Source organism: Micromonospora sp. NPDC005205 (genome assembly GCF_040608275.1).
Lineage (GTDB): Bacteria > Actinomycetota > Actinomycetes > Mycobacteriales > Micromonosporaceae > Micromonospora.
On record NZ_JBEXHV010000028.1, the window covers coordinates 24973 to 40298 of the forward strand.

At 70.9% G+C, this 15326-nt stretch carries 18 protein-coding genes; 15 read left to right on the top strand and 3 right to left on the bottom strand.

Features of this window, described 5'->3' with window-relative positions:
- Window positions 1-22: 22 nt before the first annotated feature.
- The 11 genes from sufD to ABZU43_RS31150 all read left to right on the top strand — a co-directional run bounded on the left by sufD (window position 23) and on the right by ABZU43_RS31150 (window position 7837).
- Window positions 23-1168: a Fe-S cluster assembly protein SufD gene (sufD, locus tag ABZU43_RS31100; RefSeq protein WP_355009954.1), complete on the top strand. Its 1146-nt coding sequence runs from the start codon at window positions 23-25 to the stop codon at window positions 1166-1168.
- Window positions 1168-1494 (top strand): non-heme iron oxygenase ferredoxin subunit, encoded by a 327-nt coding sequence (locus ABZU43_RS31105; RefSeq protein ID WP_355009955.1) that lies wholly within the window; start codon window positions 1168-1170, stop codon window positions 1492-1494. The genes sufD and ABZU43_RS31105 overlap by 1 nt, the downstream gene beginning before the upstream one ends.
- Window positions 1494-2267, top strand: a complete 774-nt coding sequence (gene sufC, locus ABZU43_RS31110; RefSeq protein ID WP_112677399.1) for a Fe-S cluster assembly ATPase SufC — start codon at window positions 1494-1496, stop codon at window positions 2265-2267. The genes ABZU43_RS31105 and sufC overlap by 1 nt, the downstream gene beginning before the upstream one ends.
- A 20-nt stretch (window positions 2268-2287) precedes the next feature.
- On the top strand, window positions 2288-3592 hold the full coding sequence (locus ABZU43_RS31115) for a cysteine desulfurase (protein ID WP_355009956.1): 1305 nt from the start codon (window positions 2288-2290) through the stop codon (window positions 3590-3592).
- The gene (gene sufU, locus ABZU43_RS31120) at window positions 3592-4065 is read left to right on the top strand and encodes a Fe-S cluster assembly sulfur transfer protein SufU (protein ID WP_091403700.1); all 474 of its coding nucleotides are present in this window, start codon (window positions 3592-3594) and stop codon (window positions 4063-4065) included. The genes ABZU43_RS31115 and sufU overlap by 1 nt, the downstream gene beginning before the upstream one ends.
- Before the next feature lie 67 nt (window positions 4066-4132).
- A complete protein-coding gene (locus ABZU43_RS31125) occupies window positions 4133-4582 on the top strand; it encodes a metal-sulfur cluster assembly factor (RefSeq protein WP_355009957.1) in 450 nt (149 codons plus the stop codon).
- Window positions 4583-4768: 186 nt separating this feature from the next.
- Window positions 4769-4948: a maleylpyruvate isomerase N-terminal domain-containing protein gene (locus ABZU43_RS31130; RefSeq protein WP_355009958.1), complete on the top strand. Its 180-nt coding sequence runs from the start codon at window positions 4769-4771 to the stop codon at window positions 4946-4948.
- 517 nt (window positions 4949-5465) lie between these two features.
- Complete coding sequence (locus ABZU43_RS31135) at window positions 5466-6098, top strand: LysE family transporter (RefSeq protein WP_355009959.1); 633 nt, start codon at window positions 5466-5468, stop codon at window positions 6096-6098.
- 205 nt (window positions 6099-6303) lie between these two features.
- Window positions 6304-6951: an acVLRF1 family peptidyl-tRNA hydrolase gene (locus ABZU43_RS31140; protein WP_355009960.1), complete on the top strand. Its 648-nt coding sequence runs from the start codon at window positions 6304-6306 to the stop codon at window positions 6949-6951.
- Window positions 6952-7112: 161 nt separating this feature from the next.
- Window positions 7113-7412, top strand: coding sequence for a muconolactone Delta-isomerase family protein (locus tag ABZU43_RS31145; RefSeq protein ID WP_238682673.1), 300 nt, complete (start codon window positions 7113-7115; stop codon window positions 7410-7412).
- A 65-nt stretch (window positions 7413-7477) separates the two neighbouring features.
- Window positions 7478-7837, top strand: a complete 360-nt coding sequence (locus tag ABZU43_RS31150; RefSeq protein ID WP_355009961.1) for a hypothetical protein — start codon at window positions 7478-7480, stop codon at window positions 7835-7837.
- Window positions 7838-7908: 71 nt separating this feature from the next.
- Here the strand turns inward: ABZU43_RS31150 and ABZU43_RS31155 are convergent, their stop codons facing one another.
- Entirely contained in the window at window positions 7909-8832 is a 924-nt protein-coding gene (locus ABZU43_RS31155; protein ID WP_355009962.1) for a neutral zinc metallopeptidase, read from the bottom strand.
- 263 nt (window positions 8833-9095) lie between these two features.
- Between ABZU43_RS31155 and ABZU43_RS31160 the strand changes: the two genes are divergently transcribed.
- Window positions 9096-10700 (top strand): ABC-F family ATP-binding cassette domain-containing protein, encoded by a 1605-nt coding sequence (locus ABZU43_RS31160; protein ID WP_355009963.1) that lies wholly within the window; start codon window positions 9096-9098, stop codon window positions 10698-10700.
- Between the two features lie 19 nt (window positions 10701-10719).
- Here the strand turns inward: ABZU43_RS31160 and ABZU43_RS31165 are convergent, their stop codons facing one another.
- Window positions 10720-11319, bottom strand: a complete 600-nt coding sequence (locus ABZU43_RS31165) for a cadmium resistance transporter (RefSeq protein ID WP_355009964.1) — start codon at window positions 11317-11319, stop codon at window positions 10720-10722.
- 216 nt (window positions 11320-11535) lie between these two features.
- On the opposite strand from ABZU43_RS31165, the gene ABZU43_RS31170 reads away from it, so the two are divergent.
- The 3 genes from ABZU43_RS31170 (at window position 11536) to ABZU43_RS31180 (ending at window position 14668) form a co-directional block, all read left to right on the top strand.
- Window positions 11536-11763: a helix-turn-helix domain-containing protein gene (locus tag ABZU43_RS31170; RefSeq protein ID WP_007462679.1), complete on the top strand. Its 228-nt coding sequence runs from the start codon at window positions 11536-11538 to the stop codon at window positions 11761-11763.
- A gap of 46 nt (window positions 11764-11809) precedes the next feature.
- Complete coding sequence (locus ABZU43_RS31175; RefSeq protein ID WP_196924402.1) at window positions 11810-12577, top strand: enoyl-CoA hydratase/isomerase family protein; 768 nt, start codon at window positions 11810-11812, stop codon at window positions 12575-12577.
- A 114-nt stretch (window positions 12578-12691) separates the two neighbouring features.
- Entirely contained in the window at window positions 12692-14668 is a 1977-nt protein-coding gene (locus tag ABZU43_RS31180) for an ABC transporter ATP-binding protein (protein ID WP_355009984.1), read from the top strand.
- A 9-nt stretch (window positions 14669-14677) separates the two neighbouring features.
- Here ABZU43_RS31180 and mug read toward each other — a convergent pair whose 3' ends face one another.
- A complete protein-coding gene (gene mug / locus ABZU43_RS31185; protein ID WP_355009985.1) occupies window positions 14678-15253 on the bottom strand; it encodes a G/U mismatch-specific DNA glycosylase in 576 nt (191 codons plus the stop codon).
- Window positions 15254-15326: the final 73 nt, after the last annotated feature.

The following is a 15326-nucleotide window of genomic DNA, read 5'->3' on the forward strand; positions in this document are numbered from 1 at the left end:
GAACAGACAGACCAAGGAAGACATGACTACCCAGGCTTCCGCGCCGCCGCCCAGCACCAAGTCGCAGGCGCTGCGCTCGTACGACGTCGCCGACTTCCCGGCCCTCACCGGCCTGGAGGAGGAGTGGCGCTTCACCCCGCTCAAGCGCCTGCGCGGCCTTACCGGCGACGCGCCGGCCGCGACCGGCGCGGTCCGACACGAGTACGGCGACCTGCCCGAGGGTGTCGCCATCACCCGGGTCGGCCGTGACGACGAGCGCGTCGGCAGCGTGCTGATCCCGGTCGACCGGGTCAGCGCGTTGGCTTACGGTGCCGCCGCGGACGCACTGCTGCTGCGGGTGGACCCCGACGTGGTGCTCGGCGAGGCGGTACGGCTGCGGGTGGTCGGCGAGGGCGTCGAGCAGCCGGCGTTCGGTCACACCTTCGTCGAGGTGGGCCGGTTCGCCGAGGCGACAGTGGTGCTGGAGCACGTCGGGTCGGCCACCCTGGCCGACAACGTCGAGGTCGCCGTGGCCGATGGCGCGAAGCTGACGCTGGTCACTGTCGCCGACTGGGCCGACGACGCGGTCCAGGCCCAGCACCTGAAGATCAAGTTGGGTCGGGACGCCAAGGCCATCCACATCCAGGTCTCCCTGGGTGGCGACCTGGTCCGGCAGTTCACCAGCGTGGAATACACCGGGCGCGGGGGCGAGGCCGAGCTGTACGGCGTCTACTTCGCCGACTCCGGCCAGCACCTGGAGCACCGGCAGCTGGTCGACCACAACGTGCCGGACTGCCGGAGCTACGTCGGCTACCGGGGCGCTCTGCAGGGCGAGAGCGCGCACACCGTCTGGGTGGGCGACGTGCTCATCCAGGCCGAGGCGACCGGCACCGACACGTACGAGATCAACCGGAACCTGCTGCTCACCGACGGTGCGCGGGCGGACTCCGTACCCAATCTGGAGATCGAGACCGGCGAGATCGCCGGCGCCGGTCACGCCAGCGCGACCGGCCGCTTCGACGACGAGCAGCTGTTCTACCTGATGGCCCGGGGCATCCCGGAGAGCGAGGCCCGCCGGCTGGTGGTCCGTGGCTTCTTCGCCGAGCTGATCAACAAGATCCCGGTGGAGTCGCTGCGGGAGAGCCTCGGCGACGCGATCGAGGCCCGGCTGACCAAGGCCGGCGCTTGATGATCCGGCTCTGCTCCACCGAGGACGTGCCGAAGGGCACCGCGATCCGCGCGGACGTCGAGGGCACCCCGATCGCCCTGGTGCACGGCGAGGACGGCAACTTCTACGCCGCGTACGACGAGTGCTCGCACGCCGCTGTCGCGCTCTCCGAGGGCGAGGTCGACGGCTGCACGCTCGAGTGCTGGTTGCACGGCTCGCGCTTCGACCTGCGCACCGGCGAGCCGACCGGCCTGCCCGCCACCGAACCCGTCCCCGTCTACCCCGTCGAAGTCCGCGACGGCGACATCTACCTCAGCCTGACGCCGAGTAATGGAGTGACCCGATAATGAGCACCCTGGAGATCCGCGACCTGAAGGTGTCGGTCAAGCTGCCCGAGGGTGAGCTCAAGCCGATCCTGGCCGGCGTCGACCTGACCGTGAAGTCGGGCGAGACCCACGCGATCATGGGCCCGAACGGTTCCGGCAAGTCCACCCTGGCGTACTCGATCGCCGGCCACCCCAAGTACGAGATCACCGGCGGTACGGTGACCCTCGACGGCGAGGACGTGCTGGCGATGACTGTCGACGAGCGCGCCCGCGCCGGTCTCTTCCTGGCCATGCAGTACCCGGTCGAGGTGCCCGGCGTCTCGGTGGCGAACTTCCTGCGGACCGCGAAGACCGCCATCGACGGCGAGGCGCCGAAGCTCCGTACCTGGGGCGGCGAGCTGCGCGGCGCCATGGAGCGTCTCCAGATGGACCCGGCGTTCGCCCAGCGCAACGTCAACGAGGGCTTCTCCGGTGGTGAGAAGAAGCGGCACGAGATCGTCCAGCTGGAGCTGCTCAAGCCGAAGATCGCGATCCTCGACGAGACCGACTCCGGCCTCGACGTGGACGCGCTGCGCGTGGTCAGCGAGGGCGTCAACCGGGTCCGCGACAACGGCGACACCGGCGTGCTGCTGATCACCCACTACACGCGGATCCTGCGCTACATCAAGCCGGACTTCGTGCACGTCTTCGTGGCCGGCCGGATCGTCGAGCAGGGCGGCCCGGAGCTGGCCGACAAGCTCGAGGCCGAGGGCTACGAGCGGTACGCCGCCGGGGCCGGCACGGCCAAGGCCTGAGCGAAAGAGGCGCTGCCGAGATGACCAGCATCGCGATCCCCGAGGGGATGCCGCAGTACGACGACGTGCCGCGTTTCGACGTGGCCCGGGTGCGCGCCGATTTCCCGATCCTGGACCGGGAGATCAACGGGCATCCGCTGGTCTACCTCGACAGCGCCAACACCTCCCACAAACCGCGCCAGGTGCTCGACGTGCTCGACGAGCACTACGCGCGGCACAACGCGAACGTGTCGCGGTCGGTGCACACCCTGGGCACCGAGGCCACCGAAGCGTACGAGGGGGCGCGGGCGAAGGTCGCCGCGTTCATCAACGCGCCGAGCGTCGACGAGGTGGTGTTCACCAAGAACTCCACCGAGGCGATCAACATCGTGGCGTACGCCTTCTCGAACGCCTCGCTGCGCGCGGACGCCGACCCCCGGTTCCGGCTCGGTCCCGGCGACGAGGTGGTGATCTCTGAGATGGAGCACCACTCGAACATCGTCCCGTGGCAGCTGCTCTGTGAGCGGACCGGCGCGACTCTGCGCTGGTTCCCGGTCACCGACCAGGGCCGGCTGGACGAGTCGGGCCTGGAGGACCTGGTCACCGAACGGACGAAGATCGTCTCGTTGGTGCACGTGTCGAACATCCTGGGCACTGTCAACGCGACCTCCCGGATCACCGCTCGGGTCCGCGAGGTGGGCGCGCTGCTGCTGCTGGACTGCTCGCAGTCGGCGCCGCACCTGCCCCTCGACGTGGTCGACCTGGACGCCGACTACATCGTGTTCACCGGCCACAAGATGTGCGGCCCGACCGGCATCGGTGTGCTCTGGGGCCGGGCCGAGCTGCTGGCGGCCATGCCGCCGGTGATGGGTGGCGGCTCGATGATCGAGACGGTCACCATGGGCCGCTCGACGTTCGCCGCCCCGCCGGCCCGGTTCGAGGCCGGCACCCCGCCGATCGCCGAGGCGGTCGCGTTGGGCGCGGCGGTGGACTACCTGACCGGCGTCGGGATGCGGGCCATCCAGTGGCACGAGAAGGAGCTGACGGCGTACGCGCTGGACGCCTTCGGCTCGGTGCCGGACCTGCGGATCTTCGGCCCGACAGTGCCGGTGGGCCGGGGCGGCACCATCTCGTTCGCGCTCGGCGACGTGCACCCGCACGACGTGGGTCAGGTGCTCGACTCGCTCGGCGTGCAGGTGCGGGTGGGTCACCACTGTGCCAAGCCGGTGTGCAGCCGGTTCGGCGTCCCCGCCATGACCCGGGCCTCGTTCTACCTCTACACCACCACCGAGGAGATCGACGCTCTGGTGGCCGGTCTGGAGCAGGTACGGAAGGTGTTCGACTGATGCAGCTCGACCAGCTCTACCAGGAGATCATCCTGGACCACTACAAGCGCCCGCACGGGCGTGGCCTGCGCGATGCCGACGACCCGGGCGACCAGGTCGCGGAGGCGCACCACGTCAACCCCACCTGCGGTGACGAGGTCACCGTCCGGGTGGCCACCGACGGCACCGTGCTGCACGACATCTCGTACGACGGGATGGGCTGCTCGATCAGCCAGGCGTCGGCGAGTGTGCTGCACGAGTTGCTGCGTGGTCGGGGCGCCGGGGAAGCATTCGAGGTGCACGAGGCGTTCGTGGAGTTGATGTCCGGACGTGGCCAGGTCACGCCGGACGAGGACGTGCTCGGTGACGGGGTTGCTTTCGCGGGTGTGGCCCGTTACCCCGCCCGGGTCAAGTGCGCGCTGCTGCCGTGGATGGCGTTCAAGGACGCCGCGGCACGCGCCGGTGTGGGCGTGAGCCCGGAGGTGAAGGCGTGAGCGAGCGTCAGCGAGCGAATGACACAGTGGTGCCTTGCGGCATCACGCAGCGAAGCGGAGGGACGGCATGAGCGAGCACATCGCTGCTACTGAGGCGACGCCGGAGGCCGGTGACACCACTGTGGTGCCGCAGACCGACGCCGCGACGACCGACGGCACCTCTGACGCCGCCGCTCCTGCGGGCGGCGTCAGCAAGGCCATGATCGCCGACATCGAGGAGGCGATGAAGGACGTCGTCGACCCGGAGCTCGGCATCAACGTGGTCGACCTTGGCCTCGTGTACGGCGTCCACGTCGATGACGAGAACGTCGCCACCCTGGACATGACGCTCACCTCGGCGGCCTGCCCGCTGACCGACGTCATCGAGGACCAGACCCGGCAGGCGCTGACCACCGGCCCCGGCGGTGGCCTGGTCAACGACATCCGGATCAACTGGGTGTGGCTCCCGCCGTGGGGCCCGGACAAGATCACTGACGAGGGTCGGGACCAGCTTCGCTCCCTCGGCTTCAACGTCTGACCGATCCCACTTCGTCGAGCGCGGTACCCGTCCGGGTGCCGCGCTCGACGCGTTTCCAGACCACCTCCGAAAGTAGTGGAACGGATCATTCCGGTCCGCTGGTCTGAAATCATCAAGCGGGGCGGAATATTCCGCTCCGACAGTGGGTGGGTCAGCTCGCTGGAAGCCGGCGGAGAGGGCAGAACAATGAGCGGGATGGCGGCGGGGCAGTGGCGGACCGTGCTCGAAAAGGCGCACGCGGCGCTTCGGACGGCAGTCGAGGGAGTTCCGGCCGACGCCTGGGAGCGGCCCACCCCCTGCGAGCGGTGGAACGTCACCCAGGTGCTTCAGCGCGCGGTCGGCGACCAGCTCGCGACCCCCGACTGACCGCCTGAGGTTCGGCTCTGCTCCCTCGGCCGATCCCAGAACACCCCAAGATCGCGCTTGATCCTCGATGTAGTGGCCTCGGTGCGTCGCCGAGGCCACTACATCCTGGTTCGAGTGCGATCTTGGTGGCCGGGGGCGCCAAACCCGGGGTTCCGATCTCCAAAGAGGCGGCGTTCGTCGTCAAGATCTGCGCAGGATCAGGGATGTTGCGGTCTCCGGCGTGTCGGAGGCAGCAACATCGGGGGTGTTGCGCGGATCTTGGGCGCCGGGCGCCGGGCGCGGGGCGCGGGGCGCGGGGCGCGGGGCGCGGGGCGCGGGGCGCGGGGCGCGGGGCGCGGGGCGCGGGCGCGCGAGGCGCGCGAGGCGCGGCGGAATATCGGTGGCGGGGGCGCGGGTCCGGCGCGGAGGATGCGCGTGTGACTGAGGCGTACCCGAAGCAGGTTCCTGTCCGTGCGGCCACTGCCGTGCGTCGACAGCGCAGCCTGCCCCGGCCCGCCTCGATCCCGCGCCCGCCGTCGTGAGCGGCGCGTTCCTCGCTGGTCTCGTGGCCGGCTACGGCGTCGCCATTCCCGTCGGCGCGATCGCGATTCTGATCCTGGGGCTCAGCGCCCGTACGTCGTTTCGGGTGGGTGCCGCCGCGGCGCTCGCGGTGGCGACGGCCGACGGGCTCTACGCGGTGGTGGCCGTGCTCGGCGGCGCGGGCCTGGCCGGGATCATCGCGCCGGTCGCCGGGCCCCTGCGGGTGGTCGCCGCCGTGGTGCTGCTGGGCCTCGCCGGGCACGGCCTGTGGCGGACGTGGTCCGCGCACCGCTCGCGGCGACCGCCGACGGCACGCGACGGTGGGGGCATGAGCACTCCGGGGCGGGCCTACGCGGCGCTGCTCGGGTTGACCCTGCTGAACCCGATGACGGTGCTCTACTTCACCGCCCTGGTGCTCGGCCGCCGGGACACTGCCGACTCGGGCGTGGTCCCGATGGCCCTCTTCGTGGCCGGGGTGTTCCTGGCGTCGGCGAGCTGGCAACTGGTCATCGCCGGCGGTGGCACCGTGGTCGGCCGGGCGCTGACCGGGTCGCGTGGCCGGCTGGTCACCGGCCTGGTCTCCAGCGCGCTCATCGCCGCGTTGGCGGTGGCCGCGCTACTGCCAGGCTGAACGGCCACGGCGACCATCCGGCGCGGCGGCCGACCCCGCAGGAGGTGGCTGGGTCCAGGCCGAGCCAGACCAGGTTCACGGGCGGCTCAGCCACCCGGACGACGCCCGACCGCGCCGGGTCCGCGATGTCGCCGGGCGTGTTCCTGGCCGGGCACACGGGCCGCCCGGGGGCCCGGACGGGTTCGCTGTGCCGTACGGTCGGGCGATGACCAGTCGACCCGCAGCCGGCGGAGGCCGGTGGGTCGAGGTCGACCCGGCCCGCGTCGGCCGCTGGGTCGAGGGCTTCGCCGACCGGCACGGCCCGCCCAGCACCAGCGCGAGGGAGTACGGTCTACTGCTCGCCGCCCCGGACGGGGCAACCGCCGAGCTGCACGCCCCGCCGGGTGCGCCGGCCGGCGCGGATGTGGCCGGGTTCGTGGCCTCCGCTGTCATGCCCCGCCGGATCGGCCTGCTGTTGGCGCGCAAGGGCGCGGTGGCGCTCGGGGTGGCCGAGGGCGGCGACCTCGTCGTCTCCAAGGTGGACACCCGCTACGTGCAGGGGCGCACCGCTGCGGGCGGATGGTCGCAGCACCGGTTCGCCCGACGGCGTGACAACCAGGCGAAGGCGGCGCTGGGCGACGCGGCGGACCTGGCCGTACGGCTGCTGTTGCCGGAGGTGGCGACGCTCGCCGCGTTGGTCTGCGGCGGTGACCGGCGGGCGGTGGACGGTGTGCTGACCGACCGGCGGTTGGCCCCGCTCGTGCCGTTGCGGGCGGAGCGGCTGCTCGACGTGCCGGAGCCCCGGCACGCGGTGCTGGTCGCGGCGGTGGGTGCGGCCCGGGCGGTACGGATCCTGGTGCGCGACCCCGACTGACCTCGGCCCGCCATTGCGGCGTCGGAGGCCCGCGCCGGCGGCGTCAGAGGCCTGCACGAGCGGCGTAGGAGGCCTGCACGAGCGGCGTCGGAGGGGAGACGGTCGCCACCCAAAACGGGGTTCGCGGCGTGCTGTCCGGCCGGCGGCTGGAGGATGGGCGCGTGGAGTTTCTGGTTGACATGGTGACGACGGTGCCGCAGGGGACGTCGGAGGACGGCGTCGCCGACATGCGTGCGCGAGAGGCCGCGCGTTCGGCCGAGCTGACGGCCCAGGGCAGTCTCCTGCGGCTGTGGCGGCCGCCGCTGGCACCGGGGGAGTGGCGTACGTGGGGGCTGTTCCAGGCCGACGACGCCGATGAGCTGGAAGCCGTGCTCGCGTCGATGCCGCTGCGCGCCTGGCGGCGCGAGACCGTGACGCCGTTGACGCCGCACCCGAACGACCCGGGTCAGCCGCCTCGCTGAGCCGGCGAGGGCACGCCGCCTCGACAGGCACGCCACGGGACACGTCCGTCAGCAGGGAGATCATCATGTCCGACGCTCAGATTCTGCGTACCGTCCTCGACCGGTGGAGATCGGCTGTCGACGCCCACGAGCCCGATCGGGTCGCGGCGTGCTTCACCGACGACGCGATCTTCCAGGGGTTGCAGCCGTACACGGTCGGTCCTGCCGGCGTCGCCGCGTACTACGCCGGACAGCCGCTCGGCCTGACCGCCGCGTACGACATCCGGGAGATCCGCCGTCTCGCCGACGACGTGGTCCTCGGCTACCTGGAGGTGGAGTTCGGCTTCACCGACCGGCCGGCACTGACCGTCAACCTCGGAGTGCTCCTGCGGCGGGTCGACGACGACTGGCTCATCGGCCACTACCAGGTCTCGCGGCTCACCTGACCCCGGAGCTTCGGCCGGAATGACAATCGTGGCAGGCCCACCGGGGGCCTGCCACGACTTCGGAGCGGGTGTCAGAGCTGGTCGGTACCGAAGGTGTCGCAGGTCTTCGGGTCGCCACGGTCGTAGCCCTGGGTGAACCAACGCTTGCGCTGCTCGGACGTGCCGTGGGTGAACTGGTCGGGGTTGACCCGCCCGCCGGAGCGCTCCTGGATGCTGTCGTCGCCGATCGCCTCGGCGGCCTGCACCGCCTCGCTGATGTCGGTCTGGGTGATGGACTTGAACAGCGGTTCCTGACCGGTCTTGTCCTTGCTCTCGGTGGCGTGCTTGGCCCAGGCACCGGCGTAGCAGTCGGCCTGCAACTCCAGCCGTACGGAGGCGGAGCGGGGGCCGCTCTGGTCGCCCTGGCCGGCCTTCGCGTTGGTGCCGAGGAGGTTCTGGACGTGGTGTCCGTACTCGTGGGCAAGCACGTACGGCTGGGCGAACTCGCCCTTCGCCCCGAACCGGGACGCCAACTCGTCGTAGAAGCTCAGGTCGATGTAGACCTGCTTGTCGGCGGGGCAGTAGAACGGGCCGACGCCCGAGTCGGCCTGCCCGCAGCCGGTGTTGACGGCGGCCTGGAAGAAGTTGGTGTCGGTCTGCTCGTACTCTCCCTTGCCCAACTCCGGGTACGCCTTCTGCCAGTAGGCCTGGATGCTGTTGACGTAGAGCGCGTTGCGGCAGCGCGCGTCGTCGAGACGTTCGGGGTTGTCGCGGGAGCACAACTGCTCCAGGTCGGTGCCACCGGCCTGACCGCCCTCGTCGCCGTTCGTCATGGCGTTGAGGCCGAAGCCGCCGCCGAGCAGCGCGACGAGCACCGCCACCACGATGCCGATGATGCCGCCCCGACCGCCGCCGCCGGGGATCGGGATGCCGAGGCCGCCTCCGCCGCCTCCACCACCGCGGCCCACGTCGTTGACCTGCGAGGTGTCGATTTCGGCCCGCTCGTTGAGTTCCATGGTGACCCCGATCGCCGTATGCCGGTGAGTGTCTTTTGTGTGCCGTTTCGTCCATCGAGTGCCGGACGGGGTCCGGACAGGCGTTCCGGTACCCGATGATCTTGATTGGTAATCCGGGCAGGAGCTCCGGGCGCGCCCGGTACACTTGTCAGGTGCTGCGCTGCGAAGGCTGAACCGCCCCGCGCCGTCGGGCCTCTTGAGCCCGCCGGCCGTTTCGCGTGCCCCGAGTCAGCCTTCCGAACCCCGAGAGCGAGCCCGCAAACATGATCACTGTCACCGGCCTGGAACTGCGTGCCGGTTCCCGGATCCTGCTGTCCGACACCACCCTGCGCGTGCAGCCCGGTGACCGGATCGGCCTGGTCGGTCGCAACGGCGCCGGCAAGACCACCACGCTGAAGGTGCTCGCCGGCGAGGGGCAGCCGTACGGCGGCCAGATCGACCAGCGCAGCGCCATCGGTTACCTGCCGCAGGACCCGCGCACGGGTGACCTGGAGGTCACCGGCCGCGACCGGGTGCTCTCCGCGCGCGGCCTGGACGTGCTGATGTCCCAGATGCAGGAGATCGAGGCCCGCCTCGCCGAGGACGCCACCGACAAGCTGGTCCGTCGGTACGGCGCGCTGGAGGACCAGTTCGCCGCCCTCGGCGGGTACGCGGCCGAGGCCGAGGCCGCGCGGATCTGCGCCAACCTCGGCCTACCGGACCGGGCGCTCGCGCAGACCATCGGCACCCTCTCCGGTGGTCAGCGGCGCCGCATCGAGCTGGCCCGGATCCTGTTCCGCGACGCGGGCGAGAACGGCGGCGGTATCCTGCTGCTCGACGAGCCCACCAACCACCTCGACGCCGACTCGATCACCTGGTTGCGGGGCTTCCTCGCCAACCACAAGGGCGGCCTGATCGTGATCTCCCACGACGGCGCGCTGCTGGAGTCGGTGGTCAACAAGGTCTGGTTCCTCGACGCCACCCGGTCGGTCATCGACGTCTACAACCTGGGCTGGAAGGCGTACCTGGAGGCGCGCGAGACCGACGAGCGACGCCGCCGCCGGGAACGGGCCAACGCGGAGAAGAAGGCCGGCGCGCTGATGGCGCAGGCCGACAAGATGCGGGCCAAGGCCACCAAGACCGTGGCCGCGCAGAACATGGCCCGCCGTGCCGAGAAGCTGATCTCCGGCCTGGAGGAGGTGCGGGTCGCCGACCGGGTGGCCAAGGTGCGTTTCCCCAACCCCGCGCCGTGCGGCAAGACCCCGCTGACGGCGACCGGTCTCTCCAAGTCGTACGGCTCGCTGGAGATCTTCACCGACGTCAACGTGGCGGTGGACCGGGGCTCCCGGGTGGCCATCCTCGGGCTCAACGGCGCCGGTAAGACGACCCTGCTGCGGATGCTCGGCGGGCTGCTCAACCCGGACACCGGTGAGGTGCACGCGGGGCACGGCCTGCGGCTGGGCTACTACGCCCAGGAGCACGAGACGCTGGACGTGGAGCGGACGGTTCTGGAGAACATGCGCGCCGCCGCGGTCGAGCAGTCCGACACCGACCTGCGCAAGATTCTCGGCGCGTTCCTGTTCTCCGGCGACGACGTGAACAAGCCGGCCGGGGTGCTCTCCGGCGGCGAGAAGACCCGGCTGGCGCTGTCCACCCTGGTCTGTTCCGGCGCCAACGTGCTGTTGCTCGACGAGCCGACGAACAACCTCGACCCGGTCAGCCGGGAGCAGGTCCTCGACGCCATCGCCAACTACCCGGGCGCGATCGTCCTGGTCACCCACGACCCGGGTGCGGTGCTGGCGCTCAAGCCGGACCGGGCCATCCTGCTGCCCGACGGCGACGAGGACGCCTGGAGCGACGACCTGCTCGAACTTGTCGAGCTGGCCTGACCAAGCTTCTGGCCGGGCCTCAACCGAGCAGGTCCACCAGCCGGCCGACCACGCCGGAGCTGACCAGGATCACCACGCCGATGCCGATGAAGATCGTCGGCACCAGCCAGTGTCCGGCGCGTTCGACCAGCCGGACCACCCGTGGGTGCCCTCCCAGCCACGCGCCGACGGCACACCACAGCGCGATGAGCAGCACGAAGACCAGCAGGAACACCGCGCTGTCGGCTGCGCCGAGGGCTCGGAAGACGGGTACGTAGACGGCCACGTTGTCGGCGCCGTTCGCGATCGTCACGCCGGCCACGCCGAGCGCTCCAGTGACGACAGTGGGGGTCACGTCCTCGTCGGAGTGACGCAGCGCGCGTACGCCCAGCGCGATCGGCAACAGGCCGAGAAGCCCCGTCCACGGGTCCGGCACCACGAGCAGCCCGGCGGCCACCACCGCGCTCGCCAGCGCGAGCGCACCGATACCGACGTATTGGCCGGCGACAATCTGCCACGGGCGGGGCCGACCGGTGGTGCGGGCCGCGACGAAGAACAGGGTCAGGATGACGATGTCGTCGATGTCGGTCGCGGCGAAGACCACTGCCGCTCCGGCCGCCGTGCTGAGCAGGTCGATCACGACGGCAGGTTACGGCTTGTCGGCAGCAACCAGCGCCGGCGGGTGGTACGCCCGGACGCCGCGGCGGGCCGCATCGCCAGGATCACTCTATCGGGAAGCTGACATTGCATAGCGTGTCGGTTGGCGAAGAGTTGATATCTGGCGCATGATCGTTCGAGGCGGTCTAATAGGTGGGACCGTATCCGAACCGCACAGTCTGGGACGTGAGGACACAGCATGGCAGCCACTGGCACAGCCACCAGCACTGAGAAGGGTCGCCGGATCGTCGGAGCCGAGCGTCAGACGCTCGCCAAGGACCTGGTAAAGCGGTACACCTCGGGGGAGAGCATCCGCGCGTTGGCGGCCTCGACCGGCCGTTCCTACGGGTTCATCCATCGAGTGCTCACCGAGTCCGGCGTGCAGCTGCGTCAGCGCGGTGGCGCCCGACGCCGCAAGAAGGCGTGACCCGCCCCTCAGCGTCGTCCACCAGCGCCGCGCCCCGGGAAGTCCGGTGACCGCCGAGGCGACCGGGGTTCGGCTGACTTGCGACGGGCCGGTCGCCACGGTGACGTTGTGCCGGCCCGACGTGCTCAATGCCCAGACGCCCGCGATGTGGCGAGCGATGAGCGACTTTTCCCGCGACCTGCCCGGCGACGTGCGGGTGGTGGTGGTCCGCGGTGAGGGCCGCGCGTTCTCGGCCGGCCTCGATCTCGCGGTGGCGGGCGCCTCCGGTCCGGGGTCGTTCGCTGAGCTGGCCACGCTGCCCGAGCAGGAGTGCGCCGAGCGCATCGCGGAGTTCCAGGCCGGTTTCACCTGGCTGCACCGGCCGGATGTCGTCTCTGTCGCGGCCGTGCAGGGCCACGCGATCGGTGCTGGCTTTCAGCTCGCGCTCGCCTGCGACCTGCGAGTGCTGTCCGCGGACGCGAAGCTGTCGATGGCCGAGGTGACCCTCGGCCTGGTGCCGGATCTGGCCGGGACGAAACGCCTCGTCGAGCTTGTCGGCTATTCGCGGGCGTTGGAGATCTGTGCGACAGGCCGCCGGTTGGACGCCGCCGAGGCGGACCGGATCGGGCTGGCCACCCTGGTCGTACCCCCGGCCGAGTTGGACGGCGCGGTGCGGGATTTGACCGCCGGCCTGCTCTCCGGGGCCCGCGATGCGGTGGTCGAGATCAAGGCGCTGCTCGCCGGCGCCGCCGGGCGGTCGCACGCCGACCAGCAGCGCGCCGAGCGGGAGGCACAGACCCGTCGGCTGCGTGACCTCGCCGGCACTGGAGAATAGGTAAGGACCGCACGGGAAGATCCGGGTTACGACCGAGGTTGTCACACTCGTCGGGAGAATTGACCTGACGGTGCGGTCTGCCCGGCAACCCGGAGGTGAACGATGTCCAACCCGATGTCCGGCGGTGGCATGGCCGGGTGGAGCATGCTCCGGTCGATGCGTAACCGCGACGAGGTCTCCTCCCACCGGCTCAAGCGCGGGGTGGCCCGCCGCATCGTCGATTTCGCCCACCCCTACCGGCGCGACATCATCGTCTTCCTGGCCACCGTGGTGTTGGCCGCCATCATTGGCGTGGCCACTCCGGTGCTCGCCGGCGACGTGATCAACGCGATCAACGAGGGCGGCACCGAGGCCGGGCGGCTCGTGGTGCGGCTGGCCCTGTTCATCGCCGCGCTTGCGGTCGCCGACGCGCTGCTGTCGCTGGCCCAGCGGTGGTATTCCGCCCGCATCGGCGAGGGCATCATCTTCAACCTGCGCACCCGGGTCTACGACCACGTGCAGCGGATGCCGTTGCAGTTCTTCACCCGCACCCAGACCGGCGCCCTGGTCAGCAGGCTCAACAACGACGTGCTCGGCGCCCAGCGGGCGTTCACCTCCACCCTGTCCGGTGTGGTCAGCAACGTCATCCAGTTGGTCCTCACCGCGGCGGTGATGTTCACCCTCTCCTGGCAGATCACCGCGCTGTCACTGGTGCTGCTGCCGATCTTCATCATTCCGGCCCGTCGGGTCGGCAAGCGACTGGCCGAGATCACCCGCGAGGCGTACAACCTCGACGCCAAGATGAACGCGACGATGACCGAGCGGTTCGGGGTGGCCGGCGCGCTGCTGGTGAAGCTCTTCGGCCAGCCCGAGATCGAGGCCCGCCGGTTCGGCGACCGGGCCGAGCGGGTCCGCGACATCGGCATTCAGTCCGCCATGTATTCCCGCACCTTCTTCGTGGCGATGCTGCTGGTCGCCTCGCTGGCGCAGGCGCTGACCTACGGTCTCGGCGGCTGGCTCGCGGTGACCGGCGGCGTCAGCGCCGGCACCGTGGTGACGCTCGCGCTGCTGCTCACCCGCCTGTACGGACCGCTCACCGCGCTCTCCAACGTCCGGGTGGACGTGATGAGCGCGCTGGTCTCCTTCGACCGGGTCTTCGAGGTGCTCGACCTCAAGCCGGGCATCGTGGAGAAGCCCGACGCGGTGCCGGTGCCCCTGGGCGCCGGCCGGGTCGACTTCCGCGACGTGCGTTTCCGCTACCCGAGCGCCGCCGAGGTCTCCCTCGCCTCCCTGGAGGAGGTCGCCACCCTCGACCGGACCGTCAACGAACCGGTGCTCAAGGGGGTCTCGTTCAGCGTCGAGCCGGGGCAGATGGTCGCGCTGGTCGGCCCGTCCGGGGCGGGCAAGTCGACACTGTCGATGCTCATCTCCCGGATCTACGACGTCAGCGACGGGCAGGTGCTCGTCGGCGGCGTGGACGTGCGTGACGCGACGCTCGCCTCGCTGCGCGACGAGATCGGTGTGGTCACTCAGGATTCGCACCTGTTCCACGAGACGATCGCCGAGAATCTGCGCTACGCCAAGCCGGACGCCACCGACGACGAGATCTGGGCCGCCCTGGCCGGGGCGCAGGTGGCCGATCTGGTTCGGGCGCTGCCCGACGGTCTGGACACCACGGTGGGGGAGCGCGGCTACCGGTTCTCCGGCGGCGAGAAGCAGCGCATCGCGATCGCGCGGCTGCTGCTCAAGGCGCCGTCGATCGTGATCCTCGACGAGGCGACCGCTCACCTTGACTCGGAGAGCGAGGCGGCGGTGCAGCGGGCGCTGTCGGTGGCTTTGGCCGGGCGGACCGCGCTGGTGATCGCGCACCGGCTCTCCACGGTGCGCGACGCAGACCAGATCCTCGTCCTGGACGGCGGACGGGTCGTCGAGCGGGGACGGCACGACGAGTTGGTGGCCGTTGGTGGGCTCTACGCCGAGCTGTACCGCACCCAGTTCGCGGTCGCCGACTCGCCCACCCCGTTCGTCGACGCGACCGGTGCCGAGCCGGTGGTCATGCCGCTGGGCACCTACCGCGCCGACGAGGTGCTGCCACCGGCCGCCGCCAACTGACGTCGTCGATCAGAGGGCTGGTAGCTCGGTCGCTGCCCGCAACTCGGCGAACGCCAGGCCCAGGGTGACCGGGGTGAAGTGCGCGTTCAGGCCGCTGGGGTTGGGTAGCACCCACAGCCGCGCGTCGGCCAGTGTCTCCGGTTGCGGCCCGAAGGCGGCCTTGGGCCGCTGGAAACCGATCCGGTACGCGGTCACCCCCACCACTGCAACCCAGCGCGGCCGGTACCGGGCCACCTTGTCGGTCAGGATCGCCGCGCCGTCGAGGAGTTCCTCGGTGCTCAGCTCGTCCGCGCGGGCACTGGCCCGGGCGGCCATGTTGGTGATACCGAGCCCGAGCGCTGGCAGTTCGTCCTGTTCGCTGGGGTGCAGCAGCCGGGGGGTGAACCCGCCCCGGTGCAGCGCCGGCCAGAACCGGTTGCCGGGGCGAGCGAAGTGCCAGCCCGTCGCCGCCGACCACAGGCCCGGGTTGATGCCGACGAAGAGCACCGCCAGGCCGGGAGCGAGGACGTCGGGAATCGTCCGGTCCGCGGCTGCCGCGAGGTCCGCGCGGGTGGGCCGGGTCGGGCCGGAACGCCGCGCCTCGATCGACTCGGGTTCCTGGACGTCGGCATGTCCTGGTCGCGTCGACAGCCCGGCCTCCGTGATGTCGAGTCGATCG

Bases quoted from the DNA above. Each gene is read 5' to 3' on its own strand.
- sufD (WP_355009954.1), top strand. From the start codon at position 23: ATGACTACCCAGGCTTCCGCGCCGCCGCCCAGCACCAAGTCGCAGGCG.
- ABZU43_RS31105 (WP_355009955.1), top strand. From the start codon at position 1,168: ATGATCCGGCTCTGCTCCACCGAGGACGTGCCGAAGGGCACCGCGATC.
- sufC (WP_112677399.1), top strand. From the start codon at position 1,494: ATGAGCACCCTGGAGATCCGCGACCTGAAGGTGTCGGTCAAGCTGCCC.
- ABZU43_RS31115 (WP_355009956.1), top strand. From the start codon at position 2,288: ATGACCAGCATCGCGATCCCCGAGGGGATGCCGCAGTACGACGACGTG.
- sufU (WP_091403700.1), top strand. From the start codon at position 3,592: ATGCAGCTCGACCAGCTCTACCAGGAGATCATCCTGGACCACTACAAG.
- ABZU43_RS31125 (WP_355009957.1), top strand. From the start codon at position 4,133: ATGAGCGAGCACATCGCTGCTACTGAGGCGACGCCGGAGGCCGGTGAC.
- ABZU43_RS31130 (WP_355009958.1), top strand. From the start codon at position 4,769: ATGAGCGGGATGGCGGCGGGGCAGTGGCGGACCGTGCTCGAAAAGGCG.
- ABZU43_RS31140 (WP_355009960.1), top strand. From the start codon at position 6,304: ATGACCAGTCGACCCGCAGCCGGCGGAGGCCGGTGGGTCGAGGTCGAC.
- ABZU43_RS31150 (WP_355009961.1), top strand. From the start codon at position 7,478: ATGTCCGACGCTCAGATTCTGCGTACCGTCCTCGACCGGTGGAGATCG.
- ABZU43_RS31155 (WP_355009962.1), bottom strand. From the start codon at position 8,832: ATGGAACTCAACGAGCGGGCCGAAATCGACACCTCGCAGGTCAACGAC.
- ABZU43_RS31160 (WP_355009963.1), top strand. From the start codon at position 9,096: ATGATCACTGTCACCGGCCTGGAACTGCGTGCCGGTTCCCGGATCCTG.
- ABZU43_RS31170 (WP_007462679.1), top strand. From the start codon at position 11,536: ATGGCAGCCACTGGCACAGCCACCAGCACTGAGAAGGGTCGCCGGATC.
- ABZU43_RS31180 (WP_355009984.1), top strand. From the start codon at position 12,692: ATGTCCGGCGGTGGCATGGCCGGGTGGAGCATGCTCCGGTCGATGCGT.